Genomic DNA, 26,757 nt, shown 5'->3' on the forward strand with positions numbered 1-26,757 from the left:
GTCGATAAACAGGCTACAGTTTATTCTGCAATTAGATGATGGTTACTTCTTCTGCTTGCGGGCCTTTTTGGCCTTGTGTAACAGTAAACTGTACTTTTTGGCCTTCATCAAGAGATTTAAAGCCTGAGCTGTTAATGTTACGGAAATGAACAAAAACGTCAGCGCCGTTTTCTTGTTGAATAAAACCGAAACCTTTTTCAGCGTTAAACCATTTAACTGTACCAGTGGCCATTGTGTAATCCTAATATAAAGTATGTAATTGAAGCCTTTTGTAAGGCTGGTGGCGCTGAGAAATTTAAGAATTACTTATGATAAACAGGACGAGCCATACAGGAAAAACGTCGTAGAGATAAGCATAACGGTAAGTCAATTTTCAAGCTGGGCGAATTCTATAGTGGAGGCTATAGAATGTCAATAATTTTAGTGTGTGAATAGCTAACAAATAAACACTGCTGATTTCTCAGCTATCAACATTTATTGGCTGATGTGATGTAGATTCTTGGATAGATATACTCCGTGCGCCAAGAAAGCCAAAAATTTGACCGTGCGGAGTGCAATGTCGACGCTAACGGATACCATCCCTTGAAGGGATGGTATCCGTACGAGTTTGCTGTGACGCTCCAAAGTCAGGTAACGATTGGTAGGGTATTTGTTTCGAGTTGCTACTATCGTTTATTGAAATAATACGGCGGCACTAATAATTATGGAACTAATAATCATGGCCCATACGGTGCTTTTATGATTATTATCCATTTGCTGGCGTAGTAAAGTCAGTTCTCGTTGCTGCGCTTCAGCGTGTTGCTGTGAGTTGGCCGCATTGTCCAATGCCTTGTAAAGCAAAGAAGGGATTTCCGGAAATTGCTCGGCAAAGGCAGGAAACTGTTTGATTATTTTGTTTATTTTGGCTTTTGGACCCAAGCGCTCATGGAACCATTTTTCAAGAAAAGGTTTGGCGGTTTGCCATAAGTCCAGTTCGGGATAAAGCTGCCGGCCCAAGCCTTCAATATTAAGCAGCGTTTTTTGCAGTAACACCAGTTGCGGTTGAACGTGCATATCAAAACGTCGTGCAGTCTGGAATAAACGCAATAATAATTGACCAAAAGAAATATCTTTTAGCGGCTTTTCAAAGATGGGCTCGCAAACGCTACGAATCGCAGATTCAAATTCTTCAATGCGGGTTGTGCTGGGTACCCAGCCGGATTCAACATGCATTTCCGCTACTTTTCGATAATCACGGTTAAAAAAAGCCAGAAAATTTTCTGCCAGATAACGTTGATCAGATAAAGACAAGGAGCCAACAATACCAAAATCAACGGCTATGTATTTATCGGGAACATCGACAAAAATATTGCCGGGATGCATATCGGCATGAAAAAAGTTATCCCTGAATACTTGGGTAAAAAATATTTCTACACCACGTTCAGCCAATGCTTTAAAGTCTGCGCCAGCGGCTTTAAGTTGCTCTATTTCACCGACAGGTATGCCATAAATTCTTTCCATGACCATGACTTTTTTTCGTGTCAGGGACCAGTAGACTTCGGGTATATAAATCAATTCCGAGTTTTCAAAATTACGACGTAATTTGGCTGCATTGGCCGCTTCCCTGACCAGATCCAGTTCATCCAGTGTGGATCTTTCAAATTCAGCAACAACATCTATTGCCCGCAATCTTTTGGCATCAGACCAAAAGCGTTCCGCAAAACGAGCCAGTTCATAAAGCAAGCCTATGTCGGAACGAATACGATCTTCAATATCCGGACGTAACACTTTTACAATGACTTTTTCACCGGTATGTAATACAGCCGTATGAACCTGCGCTACTGAAGCCGAAGCCAATGGTGTAGGGTCAAACTCGGCAAAAGCCTCGGTAATTGACATGCCCAGTTCTATTTCAATAATACTGCGGGCAATCTCATTGGCGAAGGGTGGAACCCGGTCTTGCAGTTTTACCAGTTCATCTGAAATGTCATCAGGTAGCAGATCTTTGCGAGTCGATAAAGCCTGGCCGAATTTGACATAGATAGGTCCGAGATCTTCCAGGGCACGTCTGATTCTGACGCCACGTGAGTCCGCTTTGGGTTTAAGCCAATAGCTGGGAGTAATAAAAGCCAGATAACGAATGGGACGAAATAAATGGGTTTTTAAAACGATTTCGTCCAGGCCATGAACGACGAGAACCCAATTGATATGGATCAAGCGTAATACTAATTTAGGTCGGATCACGTATTTACAAAATTATAGTGGAAAAAAAGCTTTAAGAATTAACGTCATTACGCCGCCCAATAGAATACCCAACATCCATTTTATTAGATTGATATCTGCTCTAATGGGGGCAAGTTCGATTTGCAAATCTTTTTTTGAAACCAGGTCAGCCTCGCCGGAAGCATCACGGAAGGCCTCAGATATAGCTCTGGCCTGATCGTCAGGGATGCCGCCTGCTTTGAGTTTTTCAACAAATTTTAATGTATCAAAAGATATTGTCGCCATAATGCCTGTCCGGTAAATTTTGGATATGTTTTACAGTATAACAAAGCCAATAGGTGAAGGTAGAACGCATTTTAGTCTTGAGCTTTGTGTTTTGTAGCTAAAGCACTTTTAAGTCGTTCAATCCGGCTTTGCAAGCGATCAAAGTCGGTGCGTAATTCATCAATTTGCTCGTAAAAAATATCGACTTCCGGTCCTGCCGGTAAATCTCGGGTTTCTTCCTGAAGAAATTCGGAGACGTTAAGCCTAAAGGTTTCAAGGGAATCTTTACTCCAGCTTTGCCCAGCCCGAAAAAATTGACTGATATTGTGCGCTATGCTGTCACCGGTGTAACGGGCCAGTTGTTGTTCCAGATTAATATCCAGTTTGGCAAACAGTTCCTGAAATTTTCGACCGGTCTGCATGTCGCCTTCAATTTTTACTTCACCGGAGAAAATTGACCGCATGGGTTTTGAACTAAGCCCCATTAAACCAAAGGCAAAAACAGAACCGGTCAGTTGAGTATCAGGCTGGTCGGGGCTGTAATCGAGTAGTTGAATGGCGTCGGTGTTGGGGCAGAGGTAAATGGTTTCATTAAACGGTTGAATGGTCAGCGCAATGATTTTACCGTCCAGAGGCGTTAAAAAAACAGCCCTGTTCTGATCCAGCGCAAGAAACTGGTTAAGTGCGGCTTCCAGTACGCTCATCAACAAAGGTTTGATGGTCATGCTAGATTTTATAACCTCTGTGAACGGCAACAATACCTTGTGACATATTGAAATATTCACAACGTTCCAGACCGGCATTTTCCATCATTTTTTTCAACTCATCCTGTTTGGGGTGCATACGAATGGATTCAGCCAGATAGCGATAACTGTCTTCATCTTTGGCAACAAATTTGCCAATTTTAGGTAACAGCTTAAAGGAATAAAAATCGTAAACTTTTTCAGTGATTTTGTCCGTAGGATGTGAAAACTCGAGTACGATCACACGACCACCGGGTTTTAATACCCGGTACATGGAACGCAATGCGGCATCTTTGTCGGTGACGTTACGCAGACCAAAAGCGATACAAACACAATCAAAGGTATTATCTTCAAAGGGCAGACATTCGGCATTGACTTGCGCATAGCGGACGTTGCCGGTCAGGCCTTTGTCTATCAACCGATCGCGACCGGTACGCAGCATTTCGGAATTAATATCAGCTAAAATAACCTGACCGTCCTTGCCCACACGTTGTTCGAACAGTACGGTCAAATCGCCCGTTCCGCCTGCCAGATCCAGTACTTGTTCGCCTTTACGGACGTTGCTTAATTGTACGGCAACACGCTTCCAGATACGGTGAATACCCAGCGACATCAAGTCATTCATGATGTCATATTGTCCTGCAACCGAATCAAATACGCCGCGTACGAGATTGACTTTTTGATCGGTGGCAACTTGTTTAAAGCCGAAATGGGTGGTGTTATCGTTTGTCATTGTCGTGTTTAGTTTTTAAGTGATGTTTTATGCTTATACCCGGCAGCTTCCAGCTTATTGAGATAATTAGCCCATAATGCTGGATATTCAGCGCCTAATTTATACAGTAAATCCCAAGTGTAAATGCCGCTGTTATGGCCATCGCTAAATAGTGGAGAAATAGCATAATTGCCAATTGGTTTAATTTCTTTAATAGTGACGTCTTCTTTGCCTACTTGAAGAACTTCCTGGCCGGGTGCATGGCCTATGGCTTCTGCTGAAGGTGTATAAACACGCAGATATTCACACGGCAGTTGGTACACATTGCCGTCATCAAAGCTGACTTCAAGAATGTTGGAAACCTGATGCAGTTTGATTTCAGTAGGCCAGGTATTGCTGGATTTTACAGTTAAGCGCATATAATTTTATAAAATATAACTTAGGTTATGTGGTCGGGTTACTATTACAGCAGTCGCTGTGCGCTGTAACCCGATATTTTCTACAAAATATAACGACTCAAATCTTCGTCTTCAGCAAACTCGGTTAAATGTTGGTCAACATAAGCGGCATCGATAACAATGGTCTTTTCTATCAAGTCGGGGGCGTTGTAAGAGATTTCTTCCAGTAGCCGTTCCAGCATGGTATGCAGTCGCCTTGCACCAATGTTTTCAGTCGCTTCATTGACTTGCCAGCCCAGTTCGGCAATGCGCTGAATACCATCGACAGCAAATGTTAAGGATACGCCTTCGGTAGCCAGCAAAGCGCCATACTGTTCGGTTAACGAGGCGTTAGGCTCGGTAAGAATGCGTACAAAATCCTCGGCAGACAATGCGCTTAGCTCTACACGGATAGGGAAACGACCTTGTAACTCGGGAATTAAATCCGAAGGTTTGGCTATATGGAAGGCCCCCGAAGCGATAAATAAAATATGATCGGTTTTGATGGCGCCATATTTTGTGGTGACAGTGCTACCTTCAACCAACGGTAATAAATCTCGCTGGACACCTTCGCGGGAGACTTCACCACCGCCGCCGCCTAATTCGGAGCGTTTGCAAATTTTGTCTATTTCATCCAGAAAAACGATACCGTTTTGCTCTACTGCTTCTACCGCACGCAGCCTGATATCATCTTCATTAACCAGTTTGGCCGCTTCTTCTTCTTGTAAAGACTGCAAGGCTTTTTTAATGGGCATTTTACGGGATCTGGTTTTGCCGGAGCCCATGTTTTGGAACATGCCTTGTAATTGGCTGGTCATTTCTTCCATGCCCGGAGGCGCCATGATTTCTACGCCCATAGGTGCCACATGGACATCAATTTCTATTTCTTTGCTGTCAAGATCACCTTCACGCAATTTTTTGCGCATTTTTTGGCGGGTAGATTCTTCTGAATCAGACAGCATGCCGGCATCGGCTCTGGGCAGAAGAAGGTCCAGAATTTTATCTTCAGCAGCATCGAAGGCTTTGGTTTTAACCTTATCCATTTCTGCCATACGAGTCATACTGACGGCAGTATCAACGAGGTCGCGGATGATGGATTCAACATCCCGGCCAACGTAACCAACTTCAGTAAACTTGGTCGCTTCTATTTTAATAAAAGGGGCATTTGCCAGACGTGCCAGACGGCGGGCAATTTCTGTTTTACCAACACCGGTTGGTCCAATCATTAAAATATTTTTAGGTGTAATTTCATCGCGTAAGGCAGGATCAACCTGTTGACGCCGCCAGCGGTTTCTTAACGCGATAGCGACAGATCGCTTGGCGCTGGCCTGGCCGACAATGTGTTTGTCCAGTTCACTTACAATTTCTTTGGGAGTCATCTGTGTCATGCGTTTACTCGTTGGGTTCTGCGTCTAGTTCTTCTATGCGTAGATTGTGGTTGGTATAAATACAGATATCAGCCGCTATATTTAAAGACCTTTCGACAATTTCGCGAGCACTCAAATTAGTATTTTCCAGTAATGCGCGTGCAGCGGCCTGAGCAAAAGCACCGCCCGAACCTATCGCCATCAAATCAAATTCAGGTTCGATAACATCGCCGGTACCGGAGATAATTAATGAAGTTTTGGCATCGGCAATGGTTAGCAAGGCTTCCAGTTTGCGCAAGGCACGATCGGTGCGCCAATCTTTGGCCATTTCAACAGCGGCGCGCGTCAGGTTGCCGCGATGTTTTTCCAGTTTGCCTTCAAAGTGTTCAAATAACGTGAAAGCATCCGCCGTTGCACCGGCAAAACCGGCAATAACTTTATCATGATACAAGCGCCTAACTTTTCGGGCGTTGCCTTTCATGACGGTATTACCCAAAGTGACCTGGCCGTCTCCGCCAATGACAACTTTGCCGTTCCTGCGAACAGAAAGTATGGTTGTTCCTCTAAACACTTCAATATCCTTTTATATTGCAAAATACATGATTTTAATTTTACATGGTATGCATTTAAAATGTGAGAAAAATATAGATACATTTGGTTTGGCGTCAAAGGTGTCTTGTTTCTGTTATGTTGGCAGATTGCTTAAACAGATAGAGGGCATGCCCGTTTATTATGAGGTTTGCTACGATTTATTACAGGATGACGATCATTTTAAAAAATGCCGGGAAAAAATAAAGCATGACAAAAGCGTAGTGTAAGCCCTATCATTTTCGTTTTTTTGGTCTGATTCGCCGTATAACAAACGGTATAAGGTTTAAGTATGTCGATTCGTTATATTTCATCTTTGAAATTTAGTTTGATTGCCAGTGTTCTGTTGACGGGATGTGCACCTACCCGGCAAATTGCCATAGATTATCCATCGGCTCAAGTTACTGATCCCCAGTCTGTGCAAACAACCCGAGTACATCAATTGCAACCTTTGCCCGGCTTTCAGGTGATTGATGGTGATGATTACTATGTACGGCTTATTTCTGAGTTTGATTTTAAAGGTGACAATGTCTTAAAAAAAGGCTGTAGTAATATGACGCCTTCTTACGAAAAGGGTGACTTGTCTTCCACGCTTATTTTTACGGTACGCAATGAAGGTCTTAAATTTAATAATGAAGCGGCTGCCTTTTTATATGAAGCGACATCAGGAAAGTGTAATTTTAAGTTTGATGCCAAAAAAATAACGCTGACACCTTGGATGCGCCTGGATTCAGGCAAAGAAACGCAGGTTGATTATAGTTTTTATTCCAGCGCCAATAGTGATGTTAATGTATCGGGTTTAGTAAGCGATGTGACAAATGCCAGCAGTTTATTGGCATTGACAGGTGTAGGTATGGGCGTTGCCATTGTCGGGCAGTTTGCCGGGCAATGGGCAAAAAATAATCCACCGGTAGCCACAACGGTTCCCGCTTCTGTAAAACACAGCTCGGAATCGCATTCATTACCGCGCATTGTTGCTTTTTCGGGTAAAACAGGCGCTCTTACCGAAAATATATTCAAAGTATATGCCGTAGCAGAAGGGGGTGTTAATCTTTTCGGTTCGGATGCCGAGCCGTTAGGCGAGTTAAAGATTTATCCGGAAATTATTCCTTCCTTGCTGTTAAAAACAGCGGCAGACGGTGTTCCTGATGCGCGGGATCTGTCACTGGAAGAAATCGGTTATTCGCCAATTAAATCAGGTACGGGTGAAATCAAGTTATTGCAACTGATTGAGCAATCCAAACATCCGGCAAAACCCAATTTAAAACCAAGCTGGAATAGCTACCAGGAAATGGAGGATAACTGTCGTAAAATAAAACTGGTGATGAAAGATTTAGGCTTTAACAAGTTTGATCGCAATGCTTTTATTTATTATTTTTTAACCAATAATGGCGATTGGAAAAATTATAATATTTCACTGAAAAAGATAGTGAGTGACGAAACTTCGCTTAAGGTTATGGAAAGTTATCGTAGCAAAGATTTTGGCTCGTGTCTGACTGCCGATGATTATTCAGTAATGAAAGCCATGGGCTTGCCGGTTAATCTACCCTCCGACTGGAAGCAGATTGAAGAGCTTAGTCAGAAAAAAGAACAGTTTTTTATACCTCTTAAATCGATTGAGAGACAACTTGTTTCGGTTCTAAAAAATCCCAACAAGATCGAAATGGAACAGCAGATATTTCCGTTATTAGCGAGTGACAAGAGTGGTGGTGGTACTGTGCTGTTACAAAATCATTTGGGTGATTTTGGTTTGGAAAAATTATTGGCTCCGCCATCAATAGATTCCGTGCTTTCTCCATCCGAGGCAACCACAGCAGTTCCTCCAGCAGTCATTTCGCCTATACCCACAACAGTTATACCGGCACCGATCGTTATTCCGGGGGAGGGCGTTATTGTTAGTGCACGTCAGCTGACACAGGTTTTTTCCGGATTAGCTATTAACGAGTTGAGTTGTGCCCGTATTCTTTCTGATCAGTTGGGTAAATCGACTGCCAATATCGGTGTACTGTTATTTACCACCAAAGACGGGAGTCCACGCGCTAAAGGTGGGGCGATGGAGTTTGAATTCTCTGCCGGAAAAATAACCCGCATTGCTTTTCAATCGCCAGCGTATAGGGATTTTGAGCAAGAGGTACTTGATCACCCCGAGATAGGTGGTTGCCGGATTGATCCGTCTTTTTTGAGCAAGTTGCACTGATATTGACTTTACGGGCAAGCCTTGCTTTTTTACAAAGTTGTTGTACATGGGAAAGAGTGTCTATAAAAAAGGAGGGGTTTAATTGTGTGGATAGTGAGGATATGTATCGGTTTGACAAATAATGAATACAGCATTTTATTTGGGTAAAGTTGAGTATGGTTAAAAAAGAAAGTTAACAACTTAATGAGTATTTGGATGTCTTTTAGTCAGATGGTTTGGATAGATGATAATAATTTTGTATTATCAAAAAAGCTTGTTACTACTTTGATTCACAAGCTTTTTTTTTGTGTCAATTTAAAGTCATAAAAAGGACCGCTGGTATAGATAGACTTCATAGGTTAGACTTTCTAGGTTTTTTGTAATAATTATTACGCAAATGGATCGAGGCAAACTGTTTTGTTGACTTGAAATTGCGAAACTATATAACACTTACAAGAGTTTATAACTACTATCGAAGAGGCTGCTCCGTGAACAAAGCAAAGCAACTATTCGCAGGTCTGATCTTAATGGCTTTAGGGCTAGGAGCAGCGCAGGCGGACTATACGCTCAATTTAACGAAAGGGGTTACAAAGGTCAGTAATGACATTTATGACCTGCATATGCTGATTCTATGGATCTGTGTAATCGTAGGTATCGGTGTATTTGGTACCATGTTTTACTCGATTTACCATCACCGTAAATCAAAAGGACATAAAGCGGCACAATTTCATGAAAATACCACAGTTGAAATCATCTGGACAATTGTTCCAACCTTGATTTTGATTGGTATGGCCATACCGGCAACAAAAACCATGTTGGAATTGGATAATGTTGCGAAGTCGGATATGACGATTCAAGTGACTGGTCGACAGTGGTATTGGGATTACAAATATCTGGATAATGATATTCATTTTGAAAGTCATTTGGATGAAGCGAGCGAAATAACACATCGAACAGTTGGTGCTGATCCGCGTTCCGTTCCTCATTATTTGTTAAATGTTGATAAACCTTTAGTGATTCCGGTCAACAAGAAAGTACGTTTCGTGTTGACTTCAGGTGATGTTATCCATTCCTGGTGGGTACCTGACTTGGGCTGGAAAAAAGATGCCAATCCGGGTTTTATTAACGAAGCATGGGCATCTGTCGATAAGGCTGGTACTTATCGTGGTCAATGTACCGAGTTGTGCGGAAGAGACCATGGTTTTATGCCTATCGTAGTGATTGCCATGGAGCAACCTGACTATGATGCCTGGGTAAAGAAAACCCTGGATCAACAAAAACAAAAACCGGATTTGAGTGACCAAAGTCGTGAGCAGTTAATGGCGCATGGTGAATCGGTATATTTAAAAAATTGTGTCGGCTGTCATCAGATTAACGGTGCCGGTGTTCCCGGTTTAATTCCCGCTTTAACAGGCAGTGCCATAGCGACAGGAAAATGGGAGTCTTTAGATGGCTTCTTACGTGCAGGTACCGCCAAAATGCCGTCTTTTTCCAAGTTGAATGGTAAGGAATTTGCCGAGGTGATGACTTATGTCCGCAACAATTTGGGTAATAGCGTCGGTGACGAATTGCAGCCCAAGCAAACGGCGCTTCCTGATGACGATGATGAATAAGCGGTTGATGCGCTTGTCGACTGACTCTTTTTTAACTATTTTCGAGGTATAAAGTATGTCTGCTGTCGTAGATGAACACGATCATCATGCCGATGATCATCACGATCACGGTCCTGCCAAAGGCATTTTAAGATGGATTGTTACCACTAACCATAAAGACATCGGTACCATGTATCTGGTGTTTGCGCTGGCAATGTTTTTTGTTGGCGGAGCTATGGCAATGGTTATTCGGGCTGAATTGTTTGAGCCTGGTTTGCAGTTTGTCGATCCTGCTTTTTTTAATTCAATGACCACCATGCATGCCTTGGTTATGGTGTTTGGTGCAGTTATGCCTGCCTTCGTAGGTTTGGCCAACTGGCAAATTCCGTTAATGATTGGTGCAGCCGATATGGCCTTGCCGCGCATGAACAACATGAGCTTTTGGTTGTTGGTTGCCGGCGTGTTATTGCTGGCAAGCACTTTGTTTATGGAAGGTGGTGCGCCTAACGGTGGTTGGACTTTATATCCACCGTTGGTATTGCAACCGATTACTGTTGGTAAAGCCTTGCCATTCGCCGTGTTCTCGGTGCATTTGTTGGGTATTTCTTCCATCATGGGTGCCATTAACATTATTGCCACGATTACCAATATGCGTGCACCTTCCATGCGAATGATGGATATGCCGTTGTTTGTCTGGACCTGGTTAATTACCGGTTTTTTGTTGATTGCTGTTATGCCCGTATTTGCCGGTGCAGTGACCATGTTGTTAACCGACAAGTTTTTCCATACCAGCTTTTTTAATGCGGCGGGTGGTGGTGATCCGGTACTTTATGAACATATTTTCTGGTTCTTCGGACACCCGGAAGTGTATATCATGATTCTGCCAACTTTTGGTGTTGCTTCTACCATTATTCCGATATTTGCCCGTAAGCCTTTATTTGGTTATGCGTCAATGGTTTGGGCGACTGGTGCGATTGCTTTTCTGGCCTTTATTGTTTGGGCACATCATATGTTCACTGCCGGTATGCCTTTGGCAGGTGAGTTGTATTTTATGTATGCCACCATGATTATTGCCATACCTACCGGTGTTAAAGTATTTAATTGGACTGCGACGATGTGGGATGGGGCAATGACCTTTGAAACCCCCATGCTGTTCTCGATTGCTTTTGTCGTGTTGTTTACTATGGGTGGCTTTACCGGTTTAATGATGTCTATTGCGCCGTCAGATTTCCAGTACCATGATACTTATTTTATTGTCGCGCATTTTCATTACACCTTGGTGCCAGCCTCTATCTTTATGTTAATGGCTGCCGGATACTTCTGGTTACCTAAGTGGACCGGCCATATGTATAACGAAAAAATCGGGCAATTGCATTTTTGGTTGTCGGCTATTTCAGTGAATATATTGTTTTTTCCGCAACATTTTTTAGGTTTGGCAGGTATGCCACGCAGAATTCCTGATTATGCGGTGCAATTTGCTGATTGGAACATGATTTCAAGTATTGGTGGTTTTATCTTTGGCGCCAGTCAATTACTGTTTTTGTATATCGTTATTGATACTGTCAGGGGTGGTACTGGCGAAAAAGTAACTGACGAGGTTTGGGAAGATGCCGCCAAGCATGGCTTGGAATGGACCCTGCCATCTCCGGTTCCTTATCATACCTGGACGACACCGCCTACGATTGTGCCGACTGAACACGTTTTGGACTCACATTAAGGTATAAAAGAGACATTGCCAGGCTCAACGTTGGCAATGTCTCGATTAATATATGACAATAAAAAATAAAAATATTTTAACGGCAGTCATCTTGATGGCTATTGCCTTTATTCTTTATATGTTTGCGGTGACGCAAGCCGTTTCTCAATGAGCGAAAGTGTCGGCAAGAAAAACGCCAAGTTAGCGCGAACCTTGCTGATAATTGCGGTGGCCATGTTTGGTTTTGGTTATGCGCTGGTGCCCATTTACGATGTGTTGTGTGAATGGAAATGGATAGAGAGGGATAGACCTGATGATATTAAAAAAGTCCCTGAGGTTGCTTATGAAGTTGATTTGAGCAGAGAAATTACCGTAGAGTTTATTACCATGCTCAATGAGTCTACGCCTATGGAATTTCGTGCAGAAAAAAAACAGATAAAAGTCCATCCGGGTGAATATAATACGGTCAATTTTTATGCTACCAATAAAACCAACAAAGATTTATTGGCAAGAGCTATTCCGAGTTTTTCACCTGCTGTTATCAGTGGCTACTTTGAAAAAATTATGTGTTTTTGTTTTGATGAGCAAATTTTTAAGCCGCAAGAAACCAAAACTTTGCCTATGCGTTTTACCATTAATCCAAAAATACCTAAAGAATATAATACCATTACACTGTCATATACATATTTCGACAATACTGAAAAATCAGTAAAAAAATAAAAGGTGAAGTTTATGTCTACAAATACCGCTTATTACATTCCTCATAAAGCGACCTGGCCAATCATTGGTACGATTGGTTTGATGATTATGCTGGCTGGATTTGCAAACTATTTAAATGGTTCTTCAATAGGCCCCGGCATGATGATCGCTGGTTTACTGGTCTTTGTTGCGATGTTGGTGGGTTGGTTTGCCTTGCAAGCACATGAAAGTGAGACCGGGATGTACAGCAAGCAGGTGGGCGTGTCTTACCGCATGGGTATGTTGTGGTTTATTTTTTCTGAAATAATCTTTTTTGGGGTATTTTTTGGTACCTTATGGTACACCCGTAATTTATCCGTGCCTTGGTTGGGCGAGGGCGCAACTAAAGAACTGCTATGGCCTTCTTTTGAGGCGATCTGGCCAACGAATGGTCCCGGTAAGGTTGGCGGTGATTTCGAGCCCATGGGTGCTTGGGGTTTGCCATTTTTGAACACCTTGATTCTATTGACCAGCGGTGTTAGTTGCACGTGGGCGCATCACGGACTATTGCCACCAAAACCAGGTGTTGTAAGGACACCGGAAGAAGGTCGCAGCCAATTAATCAAGGGCTTGATAATTACTGTTGCTTTGGGTTTCTTGTTCGTTACCCTACAGGCGATTGAGTATCACGAAGCTTATAGTGAAATGGGCTTGACTTTAGGCTCAGGTGTTTATGGTTCTACATTTTTTATGTTGACAGGTTTTCATGGCTTTCATGTCTGCGTGGGTGCCATTATTTTAAGCGTGGTGCTGTTTCGTAGCTGGAAAGGTCATTTCACTAAAGAAAATCACTTCGCTTTTGAAGCGGCTGCCTGGTATTGGCATTTTGTTGATGTGGTATGGTTAGGTTTATTTGTGTTTGTTTATTTACTGTAACTTACCGGTAAGCATTCAAAAAAAGCGCTGCCTAACAACAGGCAGCGCTTTTTTTTTGTCGGGATTGTTATCAATTTATTTAATGCCGTCAGTTTGAACCGGCTTTTTCATATGCATTTGCATACCCAGTCCATGAGGTTTAAAAGTGCCGGTTACCAAGGCAATAAAAATAAAAACAAATAACAGAATTGAAAGAGTAATGCGAAAAGTCAGTGCTTTAACTGTTTTTTCCGATGATTCTTGATTTTTATGGCTAACCAGGTGAAACAAGGCAGAGCCGAGACTGATAATTATCAGAATAAAGGCAATGATGACGACGCTTTTGATAATCATGGTAGTGTTTATGTGTGATGGTAAGATTTTTTCTATTCTCGTTTATTAATGTGTCTGTGCCAATAGGTTAAAGAAAAAAAGCATGATTATTAAAATTGGACACTATTCATTCACCTTTAAAAAAAGCACTGCACTGGCTTATTGTTGTTTATTGCCGTTATTAATAGCGCTGGGAATGTGGCAATTAGAGCGGTCAGAAGAGAAAAAAGTATTTCTTGAGCGCCAAGAACAAGGGCAGACTTCTGCTGAAGTCATACAGTTATCATCTGCTATTGATGGTGATGTAGATGCGCTCAGGTATAAAAAAGTACAAGCAGTCGGGCATTATGATCAGGCGCATCAGTTTCTGATCGATAATCAAATTAGTGGCGGGAAAGCCGGTTATTTTGTGTTGACGCCGTTTGTTCTGGAAGGGGAGGCAACGGCTGTTTTGGTTAACAGGGGTTGGGTTCCATTAAATAAGATTAGATCGGTTTTGCCTGATATACCGTTCAAGAGTCAGCAAGCACAGATAAGAGGACGGATAAATCATTTTCCTGCTGTTGGCATAAAATTAGCCGGGGCTGAAATACCAACGAAAGGTTGGCCTTCCGTTCTTCAGGTGGTCGATAGTCAAGTTTTGGCAAAGAAGCTGGGGTATCCTTTATTTCCTTTCCAGATTGAGCTGGATAAGGATCTTCCCGACGGCTTTGGTCGGGAGTGGCAAACAACAACAATTATGTTGCCGGAACAACATACGGCCTATGCAGTTCAATGGTTTGCACTGGCATTTACGCTAACAATACTATTTATTGGATATAGTTTTAAAAGAAATGATGACTAAGCAACAGAAGAAAAATCGATTATTAATTCTGGTTATTTTTGGAATGACCATTATCCCCTTTTTAATCGCTTGGGGTCTGAAAGAAAATCCTGAGCTGGTAAAAGGAAAAACAAATAGCGGGCAGTTGATCACGCCTTCGATATCAACTGAGCGAGCTGATTTTACCGGCTTTGATAAATTTTCAACTGAAAGTTTGGGCGAGCTTGCCGGACATTGGCTGATCGTTAATGTCATTCCAAATACCGGTTGTAATGAAATTTGCCTTGATGCGTTACTTAAAACCAAGCAATTAAGATTAATGTTAAATAAGGAGTTGCCACGTACACGTCGGGTGGTGATGCTTTTTAAAGAGCCTACTGCGGAAATTGCAAATGAATGGTGGTTAAAAGATACGCTTTTATGGCGACTGCGGCGTACAGAAAACAAGGAAGACAATGCGCTTTTTTTGAGCTTGCTTCGTGAAGAAAATAAAATAACCCCGGCGCTGACAGAAAAATTAATTGCTAATGAAGATCGGGAATTTGCACTTAATTCGGATCTGATCAGGGTTAAACCCAATGCGGAATTAGCCAGGAAAATTATGGCTATCAGAAAAGGTACCCTACCTGACGGGATGTTGTTGTTGATAGATCCTTTGGGGAATTTAATGATGCAATATGAACCGGGTTTTAATACCTATAAAGTAAAAGATGATCTCATGCATCTACTTAGAATTTCACAAATTGGGTAGTGGTAAATAAAATGTTTAGAAAGTTAACTTTATTTGGCGTTTTTTTAACGTTAATTATGATTGTTTCAGATTCATGGTTTCGGCTTTCAAGTGCTGATCCTGCGTTATTTAATCAAAGTCTTGTTGATGTATTAAAAAGTGTTCCTGTTTATTTGGCGGCTACATCAGGTTTATTGGTTTTGTTGCTGGGGATGTTTTCATGGCAGCAACATCATTGCAGGTTTGCCGCAGTAACAACTTCGTTGATGCTGCTGGCTTTACTCGGATTGCAGGCTGCAGTTGGTTTTTGGGCTAAAGCAATAGTCGATATGCCTGTGGTAATAGTCACTAACGTCTTACTAGGCATGCTAACTGTTTGGCTGCTTTTTTGGCTGTATTTACGGGTTAATCCGTTAATAGCCGGCAAAGTCAACGTAAAAGGACAGGTGCGTAGAGGGCTTGTTGGTTTTACCCGTTTTGCTATGGTTGTTTTGCTATTAGAGATTATTCTGGGTACTTGGGTTAGTGCCAATCATGCGGCGTTGGCCTGTAGTGGTTTCCCTCAATGCAGTGGACAATGGTGGCCTAAAGCCGATTATTTCAATGCCCTGGATTTATTTAACGGCTTGTTTTCCGGTTATACCGGTGTTATTTCTTTCGATGCACAGGTAGCGGCCAACTGGCTACATAGAGTTGGTGCATTATTGTGCTTTTTATTGTTAAGTTTGCTGATGTTCAGTGCAACGTTAACAAACTCGTTAAAACAGGTAAGAACAGCCGGTTTATGGCTGGGTGCATTATTATTTATACAGATTGGCCTGGCAATTATAGGTCTCAAGCTGGATATGCCTGTTTGGGCAGTTTTGGCGCATCATGCCGTTGGGGTATTATTGATGCTGCCTTTGATCGCTATCAGTTTTTATAGTCGATATGGGTGGGTTGAAACACAAATCCCTGTTACTAAAAAAACACAACGTCGACAAAAATTTGTTAAATCGGCTCCTGTTGCCTTACCTGTAGAAGCTTTTGAGGAAGCCGTTTATGTAGAGCCGGCGCCTGAGTCGTTATATTTACGTCTTACCTCACAGTTGAAGCGAACGCGTTCAGGTCTGAGCGGAATATTGGCCAGTTTGCCTATCGGCCAGAAAGAAATTAATGATGATTTTCTGGAAGAAATTGAAGCGAGTTTACTGATGGCTGATGTCGGTGTTGATGCGACATCCGATATAATCAGGCATTTGACGCAAAGTGTTGAGCGCCATCAGTTACAAGATGGAGTCGCTTTATCGGCGGCTTTAAAACAGGAATTGCTGAATATAATCAAGCCCTGTAGTCTGCCTCTGCAAATACCGATACAAGACACGCCGTTTGTTATTCTGGTGGTGGGTGTTAATGGCGCCGGTAAAACAACGACTATCGGTAAATTGGCCAAACGCCTTCAGGCCCAAGGGCATAGTGTTATGTTGGCTGCCGGAGATACTTTTAGAGCGGCGGCGGTTGAACAGTTGCAAGTTTGGGGTGAGCGTAATAATATTCAGGTGGTAGCTCAGCATACCGGAGCTGATTCGGCATCGGTTATTTATGATGCCCTGCAATCTGCAAAAGCTAAAGGTATCGATGTTTTGATCGCAGATACCGCTGGTCGGTTACACACGAAATCGCATTTAATGGATGAGTTGAAAAAAGTAAAAAGAATTATGGGTAAGCTCGATCAGGCGGCGCCTCATGAAGTATTACTGGTCTTGGATGCCGGAACCGGACAAAATGCTTTGTCTCAGGCAAAACTGTTTAATGAAACAGTGGCTTTAACAGGGATGGTGTTAACCAAGCTCGATGGTACGGCCAAAGGTGGTGTTATTTTTGCATTAGCCAAACATACCGGCATTCCGATTCGTTTTATAGGTATAGGGGAAGGTATTGATGATTTACAGGATTTTGATGCAGAGTTGTTTGTTGACGCCTTGTTTACAAAAGACTAAAAAGTCATGATAAAGTTTGTCAATGTCAGTAAACGTTACCCTGATACCGGTGACGTATTGCGTAATGTCAGTTTCCATTTAAAGCGTGGCGAAATAGCTTTTCTTACCGGTCATTCAGGAGCCGGGAAAAGTACTTTGTTGCGATTAATTGCTACGATGGAGCGCTGCAGTCGAGGGCAGATATTATTGGATGGACAAGATCTTGGTCAGGTAAAAGAAAATCAGTTGCCTTATATAAGAAGAAAAATGGGCTTTATTTACCAGGATTATAAGCTACTTCATGATAGAACGGTTTTTGATAACGTGGCCTTACCGTTGGTGATAGCCGGATTTGGGCATCATGAAGTTGTTCGCAGGGTAAGGGCGGCTTTGGATAAGGTAAGTTTGACGGGCAAAGAAAAAAAATATCCTCTGGCTTTATCCGGTGGTGAGCAGCAGCGGGTAGGTATTGCCAGGGCTGTAGTTAACAAGCCGCCAATTATTATTGCCGATGAGCCAACCGGCAATCTGGATCCGGATTTGTCGGCAGAAATTATGTTTTTGTTTGCCCAGTTTCAACAGGTCGGTGTTACCGTGTTGATTGCTTCACATGATATTTCTTTAATTACACAACTAAATTACCGTGTCTTAAAGATAGATCATGGTCAATTGGTTTCGAGTTAATTTATGAAACGAGATCATAAAAACCGTATCAGGAAAGATATTCCCGTTAGGGCGGTCAGGCCTGACGTTCGGCAAACCAAGACTGCAGGGGGGAATTTTGTCGATAAAATAAAGGCTTATCGGGATCTTCATGCACATGCCTTGTTTTCCAGTCTGGGTCGTCTGGTCGCTTCACCTTTTACGTCGATAATGACTATAGCGGTTCTGGCTATTGCCATTTCACTGGCGAGCGGTTTTTATATTTTGGTAGTCAATCTTCAGCAATTAACGGGTAATCTGGAAACCAGTAACCAACTCTCTTTGTTTCTCAGGGATGATGTTTCTGATGCGCATGCCAATAAGTTGGCAGATAGCATTCGGCAGAACGAGAATGTTCAGGACGTTAAAATAATTTCCAGAAAACAGGCGTTGACTGAATTTCAGACTTATAGTGGCTTTGGTACTGCTATTAATGCATTGGAAGAAAATCCGTTACCTATTGTCATTCAGGTGCTACCCAAGAATAGTCTGGAAGATAAGCAAGGGTTGGAGGATTTACTGAAAAGCTTTGAACAATCGCCTGAAGTCGATTTTGCCCAGATGGATTTGCAGTGGATTGAGCGCCTGCAATCTATTATGTCGGTAGCGCGACTGTTTGCTACATTGCTGAATCTGATGTTGGGTGGAGCGGTGTTGTTTATTATTGGCAATACCATACGACTGGAGTTGCATACCCGCCGTGATGAGGTAGTGATTGCGAAATTGGTCGGCGCGACAAACGGGTTTATCCGAAGGCCGTTTTTATATACAGGTTTTTGGATTGGTTTTATTTCAGGGGTATCGGCATGGTTTGTTGTGACTACGCTGATGCTGGTACTAAGAGATTCGGTTGAAAAGCTTTCCGGACTTTATGGGGATAGCTTTCATTTGTTGTTTTTGGATTTCACGCAAACGTTGGCGTTGATAGGTATTTCTTCGGCGCTGGGAGTATTGGGCTCATGGGCAGTACTCATGTATCAGCTTCAGCATACCAAGTCTGAGTAAAAAACGTGCTGTAAAAATTATTGGCACTCTGATTCAGAGAGTGCTAGAATTCGGGTAGAGTTTTTTCCCAGGAGATACCATGAGTAATGCATTGACTTTACCCGTTAATTTATCAGTTGGAACATTTGACGCCTATTTAAATCTGGTTCGGCAAATGCCCAGATTAACCTCTGAGCAGGAGCGTGAATTGACGCTAAGATTTAGGGATGACGGAGATTTAGAGGCGGCACGCGAATTGGTTATGACCAACTTACGTTTTGTCGTTCATGTTGCCAGAGGTTATAGTGGTTATGGTCTGTCAATGCCTGATATTATTCAGGAAGGCAATATTGGCTTGATGAAGGCTGTTAAGCGTTTTGACCCTGATGTCGGTGTGCGTCTGGTTTCTTTTGCGGTACATTGGATTAAAGCTGAAATTCATGAGTATGTGATTAAAAATTGGGGCATCGTCAAGGTTGCTACAACCAAAGCCCAGCGAAAACTGTTTTTTAATCTGCGTAAATCCAAAAAAGATATCGGTTGGTTATCCAATAACGAAGCGATGGCTATTGCGGAAGATCTTAATGTTGATCTTAGCGACGTTTATGAAATGGAAAAACGCTTGGGGAGTCAGGATATGTCATTCGACATGCCCGTAGACGAGTCTTCCGAAGACAGTTACGCCTACCCTGCAAACTATCTTCAACAGCATGGCACAGATCCTTCTGTATTACTTGAAAATGCCGACTGGGAAGGGCATGGGCAGGATTTATTGGCAGAGGCGATGGCCGAATTGGATGAGCGAAGTCTGGATATTCTGTCAAGTCGCTGGCTGGCAGAGAAAAAAGCGACATTACATGAGCTTGCCGAGCGCTACAATGTGTCGGCTGAGAGAATCAGGCAGTTAGAGCAAAATGCCATGAAGAAGCTAAGAGCGACCGTTGTACTGGAAGCTTGACAGCTAATTTAAGTGGTTAAAAAAGGCTTGGCGATTTAATCGTTAAGCCTTTTTTTTAGCCTAAGTTTTTAAGCTGGATTAAGCAGGTTTAATACTGTTTGTGCCTGTTCTGCAGCTTCATGGCCCAGGGTAGTCAGGTAACCGCCATCTTCTTGTGTAACCAGTCCCTTATCATACAAGCGTTTGGTCGCAGCAATGGTTTCTGGTGTCGCCGTTTTATGTACTTTAATACCTTCTTGTGTGGTGCTCAGGTTGTAGCGAACCAGAATGTTTATTTCGTCTACAATGTCTTGGGTATAGGGCATGGGAAATCCTCATGATTTATGGATCGGAGATAATATCATAAAGCGATTTTTATCGAAGGAGTATTTTTTTTCAGGAGTACTGATTACTATCAATAACGACGCACTGAGCTATCACAATTACAAGACCAGGCATCAATTCCGCCCGTTAAATTACTAATGTTTTTAAAGCCGGATTGTGCAAGATAATTAGCCGCTTGTTGGCTACGCATGCCATGATGGCAAATGACGACAATCTCCAGTTGGGTATCCAGCTCACTTAGTCTGTTCGGGATTTGATTAAGCGGGATCAACAAGCTATTGGCAATATGGCCGTATTGAAATTCATTGGGCTCTCTTACATCCAGCAAAAATAGTTTTTCTTCCTGATCAATTTTATTCTTGAGTTCAGTTGCCGATAGTTGTTTTACAGTCATGGTTATCCTTTATTAATAAATCGATCCAGGCGTTGGATGGCGATAGTCATTTTAGCGAGTGATGTTGTATATGAAAAGCGCAGCATGTGATGTGCTTCATTACTACCAAAATCTTTTCCGGGTGTTATGGCGACCCCTTCAGCTTCCAAGAAATCCAGTGCGAATTGATAACTGTCATCAGTAAACTTTTTGGCATTGGCGTAAATATAAAAAGCACCCGCAGGCTTAATGGGGATTTCAAAGCCTAAACGTAACAGATTATCATAAAGAAAATCCCGTCTGGCGGCAAATTCCCTGCGTCTGTTTTCAAGCTCAGCCAGAGTATTTTTATCAAAAGCAGCTAATGCAGCATATTGTGCTGGTGTGGATGTAGAAATATAAATATTTTGAGCGAGTTTCTCCGTAGCTTCAATAAACTCATTCGGCACAATCAACCAGCCGATACGCCAGCCAGTCATGCCAAAGTATTTGGAAAAGCTGTTGATGACAAATACATCGTCGCTAAACGCGAGTGCTGTAGTGGCTGTTGCATCGTAAACCAGCCCGTGATAGATTTCATCCGAATAAAAGCAGCCACTCAAGTCATTAACGGTAGCAATAGCTTGCTGCAATTCTTCAGGCGTTATAAGTGTTCCTGTAGGATTGGAGGGAGAGGCAATCAATGCTCCTTTAGTCGCGGGAGTCCAATGTTTTTTGATTAGTTGTGCAGTTAATTGATAACCGGTGCCGGCATCAACAGCGATGGTTTTAGTCTTACTGCCAAACAACGTGGCAAAGTTGCTGTTACACGGATAACAAGGGTCGGCCATTAACAGTTCTTCTTGCGGGTTAAGACTAACCCCAAAAGCCAATAAAAATGCACCAGAAGCCCCTGGGGTTACAAAAATGCGTTGTTCGTCTATAGTTACCCCATAACGCTGCACGTAAAAGGCTGCTATTTTTTTACGTAGCTCGGGCAATCCGGCAGCAGGTGTATATTTAACCTCGCCGGTTTGAATGTGTTTAATACCGGCATCGACAATAGTTAGTGGTGTTGGAAAATCCGGTTCACCGATTTCCATGTGAATAATATCTTTGCCTTGCGATTCCAGTTGCTTGGCACGGCGTAGTAATTCCATGACATAAAACGAAGAAATCTCCGAATTTCGTTCGGCCAGTCGTGTCTGCATAATGCTGGAACCCATAAAAAAGTAGGAATGATACCAATAAACCTTGCTAACTGGTGATTATTCTGCTAAAAATGCGCAGTTTTTATTTATCCTGTCTATAGGAGTTAATGGATGACCGATAGTACTCAACCGATTGCATCACCGTTTAGTTTCAAGCCTTATCAAGAAGCTGAAGGCGAAGAATATATGAATGAAGCTCAATTAAAGCATTTTGCGACCATTCTGAAGAATTGGAAAGCCGAATTAATGCACGAAGTAGATCGTACCGTGCACCACATGCAGGATGATGCCGCTAATTTTCCTGATCCTAATGATCGGGCGACGCAGGAATCAGAATTCAGTCTCGAATTAAGAACGCGTGACCGAGAGCGTAGACTTATTAAGAAAATTGATGATTCCCTTAAAGAAATTGAATCAGGGGATTATGGTTTTTGTGAGTCATGTGGCATAGAAATAGGCATACGCCGTCTTGAGGCCAGGCCTACTGCCAGTTTATGTATTGATTGTAAAACACTCGATGAAATTCGGGAAAAACAGATGGGCTAGCCTTCTGGAAGCTTGTAGTGATTGATAGGCAACCTTATAGAGGCCGGTTTGCAACTTTGCCGACCGGTTCTCTGCTTATTGGTTCGCTCTACAAGCCCTTTCACAGCAGGGTTTATGCTAGCAGTCGACCAATATTGACGATTAACTTGTTCCGGTATCTGCCAACAGTCTCTCTTGACTACCGTTTTAAGCGCAATTACATTCACCAATATCTTCAAACCAGATTTGCGGTGATTGCTTAATAAAGCGCCGCATTAGTGCGATACAATCGGCGTTGTTCATTTCAACGATCTTCACCCCGGCTTCTTTAAGCCAATCCAGATGACCCTCGAAGTTAACTGATTCACCAACCACCACAGTACCAATATTAAATTGTCGGATTAAACCCGAGCAATACCAGCAAGGTGCCAAGGTAGTTACCAATATTTTGTCGCGATAGTTGGTTTGGCGACCGGCTTTACGAAAGGCATCAGTTTCTCCATGAATGGACGGATCGTTATCCTGTACCCGGCGATTTCGACCTTTTCCGAGTATAGTGCCATGGCTATCGAACAGCGCCGCACCGACCGGAACACCGCCTTCATCATAGCCGGCTTGTGCTTCGGCAAGCGCCACAGTCAGCATGTTTGCATAATTCATCAAACGAGCTTAATGCCATTTTTATCGATGCTGATTAATTGTTTTTTATACAGCGCCCCAATGGCTTGTTTAAAGACTTTTTTACTGACGCCAAAGGCGCTATAAATAGCTTCAGGCGGGCTTTTGTCGCTTAGCATCAACGCGCCGTTATTTTCCTTTAATTTATTTAATATGTTATCGGTTAGCGATACTACTTTGCCGTAGCCGGGTTGGTTAAGATTTAGATCAATTTTTCCATCTTCTCTTATTTGTTTAATATAACCGTCCAGTTTCTGGCCTCTTTTGAGTGGCTGAAACAGTTCATTTTGATACAGTAAGCCCCAGTGGGTATTATTAACAATCGCTTTAAAACCCAGATCGGTTTTATCGGCGATAATCAATGACACTTTTTGACCGACTTCAAAATCGATTGATTCATCGGCAATAAAGCGATCAATTTTGGTGGTGGCGGCGATACGGTTTTTATCGTCAAGAAATACCTTAACGAGGTATGATTTCCCCACTTCCATTTCGTGGTGTTGTTCACTAAAAGGCACCAGTAAATCTTTGGGCAAGCCCCAATCCAGAAAAGCACCGACATAATTAAGCGATACCACTTTTAACCAGGCAATATCGTCCACCTGTGCCAACGGCATTTTGGTGGTAGCAGCCAGATGGCCTTCTGAATCGACATAGACAAATACATCCAGAGCGTCACCTATCTGACAATTTTCGGGTAGTTTTTTGTCGGCCAGTAGTACTTTGGCAGAAGTGCCGTTATCAAGGTAGACGTCATGGCCTTGTTTTTTAACAACGTTTAAGGTATTAATTTTACCGATATTTAACATGGTAATACTCAACTGGTAATAATGAAACGCACAGCGTCCAAGCGTAAATGTGCGGCCTGAATATTTTCATGGGCCAGCATCGTCATGTCTTTTAGCTGCTCAATTTCTTCGGTTTTAATGGTTGGATTGACTTTTTTTAGTCTAACCAGGCGTTTTATCTCGGCCGATAGTGACTCGAGCATGGTATTAGTCGCTTCATCAATCAACTGTTGCATGTCGGCTTTGGCTTTTAATTCTGCAGCCACTAAAAGTTTGGTAATGGGGAGTTTCTGATTGTTTAAAAAGGCGATAATTTGTTGTTTATCAAATTTTTTACCGGTTTCCAGTAAGCTACGATGTTCTATGGTTTCGGTTAAATCTTGTTGTTGCTGATTAATCAATACCCGAATAGGCGTAGGTGGTAAAAAGCGGCCGATTTGTAATTCGGCAGGTGCGCTGCATTCAACAATAAACAAACATTCCAGTAAAAATTGACCGGATTTTAAATCGCTGTGTTTTATGACACTGATGCTTGCATTACCGGTTTCACTGGACAGTACTAAATCAATTGCTGCGGTTACCAGTGGGTGTTCCCACGTCAAAAACTGTAATTCTTCACGTGCCAGTGCCAGTTGGCGATTGCCGGTAACCGTAGTACCGTCTTCAGATAAACTGGGGAAGTGGGAAACTCGCATATGGTCGCTGGGACGAATAATAAAACAATCTGCCGAATGAAACTCGGTATCAACACCGAAGCATTCAAAAACATTTTCCATGTAAGGCCAAAGTGCTCCTTCATGTTCATAGTTGTTTAGCTGTTCAATGAGTTCATCGGATAATTCTTTGCGACAGGAGTTTAATTCCAGTAGTTGGTCGCGACCATTATGTAATTGTGCCTCAATTTCTGCACTAAGGGCCTGGCTTTTGGCGATAAAGGCATCAATATCTACCTGGTTATTATTGTGTAGCAGGTCTTCCAGCTCATCGTGCAGTTTATCGGCAACTGCCTGAGCGGCTGAATTATTACTGCGAAAGGCGTCAAGTCCTTCGTCATACCAACGATACAGGCTGTGTTGCTGAGTGTTTTCAAGGTAGGGGATGTGTATCTGAATGACATGTTTTTGACCGATACGATCCAGTCTGCCGATGCGTTGCTGTAATAAATCCGGGTTGGTTGGTAAGTCCCACAAAATCAAGTGATGCACAAATTGAAAGTTTCTGCCTTCGCTGCCAATTTCAGAGCAGATCAATAATCGTGCAGAACTCTCCGGATCAGCAAAATAAGCGGCTGCCCGGTCACGTTCAATAATAGTCATGCCTTCATGAAAGACTGCTGAGGCGATGCCGGCGCGGTCTTTTAAAGTTTGTTCCAGATCAATGGCCGTTTGTGCATGTTTACAGATTAATAAGGCTTTTTGGCCACGTAAAGAGGCGCTTGATTCGGTTTTTACTGAGGTTATTAGTTTATCAACCAGCCAGATAAAGCGAGGGTCTTGTTGCAAGTCACCTGCTGGTTCCCAAGTTCCGGTTTGTGAACTGTTACCTGCCAAAGGATAGCCATAGCGTTCACGCTCTGGAAAGCCTTGCACGGTTTGTCTGGAGTTTCTGAATAAAATTCGTCCGGTACCATGATGATCAAGTAATATCTTAATTAATGACTCTCTTGCCGCCGTTGATTTTGATGGGTCATTCAGATTTTCCAGTAATCCGCCGACATTATCATCTTTAAGTAACCGCGTTAGATTTTCTTGGTTATTTTCATTGAGTGTTTGTTCTGCCAGTAATAATTTAGCCGCGTTGGCAACAGGTTCAAACTGACGTTCTTCTTCTACGAAAGCAGAAAAACTGTAAAAGCGGTCAGGGTCCAGCAATCTAAGTCGGGCAAAATGGCTTTCTTTGCCTAGCTGTTCCGGGGTCGCAGTCAATAAAATAAGGCTGGGAGTTTGTAAGCTTAATTGTTCAACAAACTGATATTCAGGACTAACGGCTTGCTCGCTCCACTTGAGATGGTGTGCTTCATCAACAATCACCATATCCCATCCGGCCTGCAAAGCTTGTTGTTGCCGACGTGGATAATCAGAGAAAAAGCGCTGACTACAGAGAATTAATTGTTCGGTTAAGAACGGATTATGATCTTCTAAACTATCGTCTTCATCCAGACCATCGTCATCAGTCATTTCTTCGGTGCAGCGAGCTTCATCAAAAACACTAAAGCGCAGATTGAAGCGCCGAAGCATTTCTACCAACCATTGATGCAGAAGGCTTTCCGGGACGATAATTAATACACGACGAGTCAAGCCATTAATCAGGCGATGGTGCAAAATTAAACCGGCTTCGATGGTTTTACCCAGACCTACTTCATCTGCCAGCATTATTCTTGGTGCAGACCGATTGGCTGACTCGTGGGCAATATATAGCTGATGTGGAATTAATGACGTTCGGCCACCCAGTAAGCCTTTTACGGGTGACTGCTGAAGCTGTTGTAGTCTTAACCAGGTTTCATAACGTAGCAGAAACCATGAGCTGGGATCAATTTGACCGGTAAACAATCGGTCCTGAGGCTTGTTGAACTGGATGTGATGATTCAGTTCAACTTCTTCCAAGCGAATTTCTTGTCCGGAAGCATTTTTACCTACGTAGGTAATTAAACCATCTTTCTCGATCAAGCGATTAATGGTCAACTTTTCTTCATCAATCGATTCAATGATGTCGCCTATTGCAAAGCTGACACGGGTTAAGGGCGCGTTATCGCTTGCATAAGTACGGCGTTCGTCACTGGCTAAAAAAAGCACAGTAACGCGCTTGAAACTTACTTCAAGAATAAGACCTAAACCAAGTTCTGACTCGGTATTACTAATCCAGCGTTGACCGGGGATAAAATCTGCCATTGATTGAACTGCCATTACACGTCAAAAAATGGCTATTATAAGCGTTACAGAAGAATTGTTTCGGGTTTTATCGCGGTAAAAACAAGTGAATTGTCAGGTTTTTAGTGCATTTATAAGAGTGTTCGTGGCGTTG

General features: G+C 42.6%; 27 protein-coding genes. 12 read left to right on the forward strand and 15 right to left on the reverse strand.

Translation table 11 applies throughout. The annotated features are described in order from the left end of the window. Positions 1 to 31: 31 nt before the first annotated feature. The 8 genes from N7974_RS07280 to hslV form a co-directional block, all read right to left on the reverse strand. The gene (locus N7974_RS07280) at positions 32 to 232 is read right to left on the reverse strand and encodes a cold-shock protein (RefSeq protein ID WP_243218608.1); all 201 of its coding nucleotides are present in this window, start codon (positions 230 to 232) and stop codon (positions 32 to 34) included. A gap of 440 nt (positions 233 to 672) precedes the next feature. Next, positions 673 to 2,223, reverse strand: a complete 1,551-nt coding sequence (gene ubiB / locus N7974_RS07285) for a ubiquinone biosynthesis regulatory protein kinase UbiB (protein WP_262964974.1) — start codon at positions 2,221 to 2,223, stop codon at positions 673 to 675. Between the two features lie 12 nt (positions 2,224 to 2,235). After that, positions 2,236 to 2,487: a CCDC90 family protein gene (locus N7974_RS07290; protein WP_243218606.1), complete on the reverse strand. Its 252-nt coding sequence runs from the start codon at positions 2,485 to 2,487 to the stop codon at positions 2,236 to 2,238. A gap of 71 nt (positions 2,488 to 2,558) precedes the next feature. After that, on the reverse strand, positions 2,559 to 3,191 hold the full coding sequence (locus N7974_RS07295; RefSeq protein ID WP_262964975.1) for a ubiquinone biosynthesis accessory factor UbiJ: 633 nt from the start codon (positions 3,189 to 3,191) through the stop codon (positions 2,559 to 2,561). Between the two features lies 1 nt (position 3,192). Beyond that, positions 3,193 to 3,942, reverse strand: coding sequence for a bifunctional demethylmenaquinone methyltransferase/2-methoxy-6-polyprenyl-1,4-benzoquinol methylase UbiE (ubiE, locus tag N7974_RS07300; RefSeq protein ID WP_262964976.1), 750 nt, complete (start codon positions 3,940 to 3,942; stop codon positions 3,193 to 3,195). Positions 3,943 to 3,950: 8 nt separating this feature from the next. Then, positions 3,951 to 4,340, reverse strand: coding sequence for a DUF971 domain-containing protein (locus N7974_RS07305; protein ID WP_262964977.1), 390 nt, complete (start codon positions 4,338 to 4,340; stop codon positions 3,951 to 3,953). 80 nt (positions 4,341 to 4,420) lie between these two features. Continuing rightward, entirely contained in the window at positions 4,421 to 5,746 is a 1,326-nt protein-coding gene (gene hslU, locus N7974_RS07310) for an ATP-dependent protease ATPase subunit HslU (RefSeq protein ID WP_262964978.1), read from the reverse strand. A 4-nt stretch (positions 5,747 to 5,750) separates the two neighbouring features. Next, positions 5,751 to 6,302: an ATP-dependent protease subunit HslV gene (gene hslV, locus N7974_RS07315; RefSeq protein ID WP_317451591.1), complete on the reverse strand. Its 552-nt coding sequence runs from the start codon at positions 6,300 to 6,302 to the stop codon at positions 5,751 to 5,753. Between the two features lie 303 nt (positions 6,303 to 6,605). Between hslV and N7974_RS07320 the strand changes: the two genes are divergently transcribed. The 5 genes from N7974_RS07320 to N7974_RS07340 all read left to right on the forward strand — a co-directional run bounded on the left by N7974_RS07320 (position 6,606) and on the right by N7974_RS07340 (position 13,391). Beyond that, entirely contained in the window at positions 6,606 to 8,510 is a 1,905-nt protein-coding gene (locus tag N7974_RS07320; protein ID WP_262964979.1) for a hypothetical protein, read from the forward strand. 467 nt (positions 8,511 to 8,977) lie between these two features. Next, positions 8,978 to 10,102 carry a cytochrome c oxidase subunit II gene (gene coxB / locus N7974_RS07325; RefSeq protein WP_262964980.1) on the forward strand — a complete coding sequence of 375 codons (1,125 nt, stop codon included), beginning with the start codon at positions 8,978 to 8,980 and terminating at the stop codon, positions 10,100 to 10,102. 55 nt (positions 10,103 to 10,157) lie between these two features. After that, a complete protein-coding gene (locus tag N7974_RS07330) occupies positions 10,158 to 11,798 on the forward strand; it encodes a cytochrome c oxidase subunit I (RefSeq protein ID WP_262964981.1) in 1,641 nt (546 codons plus the stop codon). 147 nt (positions 11,799 to 11,945) lie between these two features. Next, a complete protein-coding gene (locus N7974_RS07335) occupies positions 11,946 to 12,497 on the forward strand; it encodes a cytochrome c oxidase assembly protein (RefSeq protein ID WP_262964982.1) in 552 nt (183 codons plus the stop codon). A 12-nt stretch (positions 12,498 to 12,509) separates the two neighbouring features. Continuing rightward, positions 12,510 to 13,391, forward strand: a complete 882-nt coding sequence (locus tag N7974_RS07340; RefSeq protein ID WP_262964983.1) for a cytochrome c oxidase subunit 3 — start codon at positions 12,510 to 12,512, stop codon at positions 13,389 to 13,391. A gap of 75 nt (positions 13,392 to 13,466) precedes the next feature. Here N7974_RS07340 and N7974_RS07345 read toward each other — a convergent pair whose 3' ends face one another. Further along, positions 13,467 to 13,724, reverse strand: coding sequence for a twin transmembrane helix small protein (locus N7974_RS07345; protein ID WP_262964984.1), 258 nt, complete (start codon positions 13,722 to 13,724; stop codon positions 13,467 to 13,469). 82 nt (positions 13,725 to 13,806) lie between these two features. Here N7974_RS07345 and N7974_RS07350 point away from each other — a divergent pair, with 82 nt between their 5' ends. The 6 genes from N7974_RS07350 to rpoH all read left to right on the forward strand — a co-directional run bounded on the left by N7974_RS07350 (position 13,807) and on the right by rpoH (position 19,858). Further along, positions 13,807 to 14,547 carry an SURF1 family protein gene (locus N7974_RS07350; protein ID WP_262964985.1) on the forward strand — a complete coding sequence of 247 codons (741 nt, stop codon included), beginning with the start codon at positions 13,807 to 13,809 and terminating at the stop codon, positions 14,545 to 14,547. Further along, complete coding sequence (locus tag N7974_RS07355; protein WP_262965005.1) at positions 14,540 to 15,277, forward strand: hypothetical protein; 738 nt, start codon at positions 14,540 to 14,542, stop codon at positions 15,275 to 15,277. Before N7974_RS07350 ends, N7974_RS07355 begins: the two co-directional genes overlap by 8 nt. 11 nt (positions 15,278 to 15,288) lie before the next feature. Further along, positions 15,289 to 17,235, forward strand: coding sequence for a signal recognition particle-docking protein FtsY (gene ftsY, locus N7974_RS07360; protein ID WP_262964986.1), 1,947 nt, complete (start codon positions 15,289 to 15,291; stop codon positions 17,233 to 17,235). 6 nt (positions 17,236 to 17,241) lie between these two features. After that, positions 17,242 to 17,898, forward strand: a complete 657-nt coding sequence (gene ftsE / locus N7974_RS07365) for a cell division ATP-binding protein FtsE (protein ID WP_262964987.1) — start codon at positions 17,242 to 17,244, stop codon at positions 17,896 to 17,898. A 3-nt stretch (positions 17,899 to 17,901) separates the two neighbouring features. Continuing rightward, a complete protein-coding gene (gene ftsX, locus N7974_RS07370; RefSeq protein ID WP_262964988.1) occupies positions 17,902 to 18,921 on the forward strand; it encodes a permease-like cell division protein FtsX in 1,020 nt (339 codons plus the stop codon). A gap of 79 nt (positions 18,922 to 19,000) precedes the next feature. Further along, positions 19,001 to 19,858: an RNA polymerase sigma factor RpoH gene (gene rpoH / locus N7974_RS07375; protein ID WP_262964989.1), complete on the forward strand. Its 858-nt coding sequence runs from the start codon at positions 19,001 to 19,003 to the stop codon at positions 19,856 to 19,858. A gap of 68 nt (positions 19,859 to 19,926) precedes the next feature. Here rpoH and N7974_RS07380 read toward each other — a convergent pair whose 3' ends face one another. The 3 genes from N7974_RS07380 to N7974_RS07390 form a co-directional block, all read right to left on the reverse strand. Then, positions 19,927 to 20,163, reverse strand: a complete 237-nt coding sequence (locus N7974_RS07380; protein WP_262964990.1) for a TIGR02647 family protein — start codon at positions 20,161 to 20,163, stop codon at positions 19,927 to 19,929. An 89-nt stretch (positions 20,164 to 20,252) separates the two neighbouring features. Further along, complete coding sequence (locus tag N7974_RS07385) at positions 20,253 to 20,576, reverse strand: rhodanese-like domain-containing protein (RefSeq protein WP_262964991.1); 324 nt, start codon at positions 20,574 to 20,576, stop codon at positions 20,253 to 20,255. Between the two features lie 2 nt (positions 20,577 to 20,578). After that, complete coding sequence (locus tag N7974_RS07390) at positions 20,579 to 21,745, reverse strand: aminotransferase class I/II-fold pyridoxal phosphate-dependent enzyme (protein ID WP_262964992.1); 1,167 nt, start codon at positions 21,743 to 21,745, stop codon at positions 20,579 to 20,581. A 111-nt stretch (positions 21,746 to 21,856) separates the two neighbouring features. Between N7974_RS07390 and dksA the strand changes: the two genes are divergently transcribed. Then, entirely contained in the window at positions 21,857 to 22,291 is a 435-nt protein-coding gene (dksA, locus tag N7974_RS07395; protein WP_262964993.1) for an RNA polymerase-binding protein DksA, read from the forward strand. Positions 22,292 to 22,477: 186 nt separating this feature from the next. Here the strand turns inward: dksA and N7974_RS07400 are convergent, their stop codons facing one another. From N7974_RS07400 to rapA, 3 genes are read right to left on the reverse strand one after another with little or no spacing between them, the layout of a single operon-like run. Next, on the reverse strand, positions 22,478 to 22,930 hold the full coding sequence (locus N7974_RS07400; protein WP_262964994.1) for a nucleoside deaminase: 453 nt from the start codon (positions 22,928 to 22,930) through the stop codon (positions 22,478 to 22,480). Next, a complete protein-coding gene (locus N7974_RS07405; protein WP_262964995.1) occupies positions 22,930 to 23,757 on the reverse strand; it encodes a CvfB family protein in 828 nt (275 codons plus the stop codon). Before N7974_RS07405 ends, N7974_RS07400 begins: the two co-directional genes overlap by 1 nt. An 8-nt stretch (positions 23,758 to 23,765) precedes the next feature. Beyond that, positions 23,766 to 26,624, reverse strand: coding sequence for an RNA polymerase-associated protein RapA (gene rapA / locus N7974_RS07410; RefSeq protein WP_262964996.1), 2,859 nt, complete (start codon positions 26,622 to 26,624; stop codon positions 23,766 to 23,768). Positions 26,625 to 26,757: the final 133 nt, after the last annotated feature.

Origin of the sequence: Methylobacter psychrophilus (assembly GCF_025583945.1) — a bacterium.
Classification (GTDB): Bacteria; Pseudomonadota; Gammaproteobacteria; order Methylococcales; family Methylomonadaceae; genus Methylobacter_C; species Methylobacter_C psychrophilus.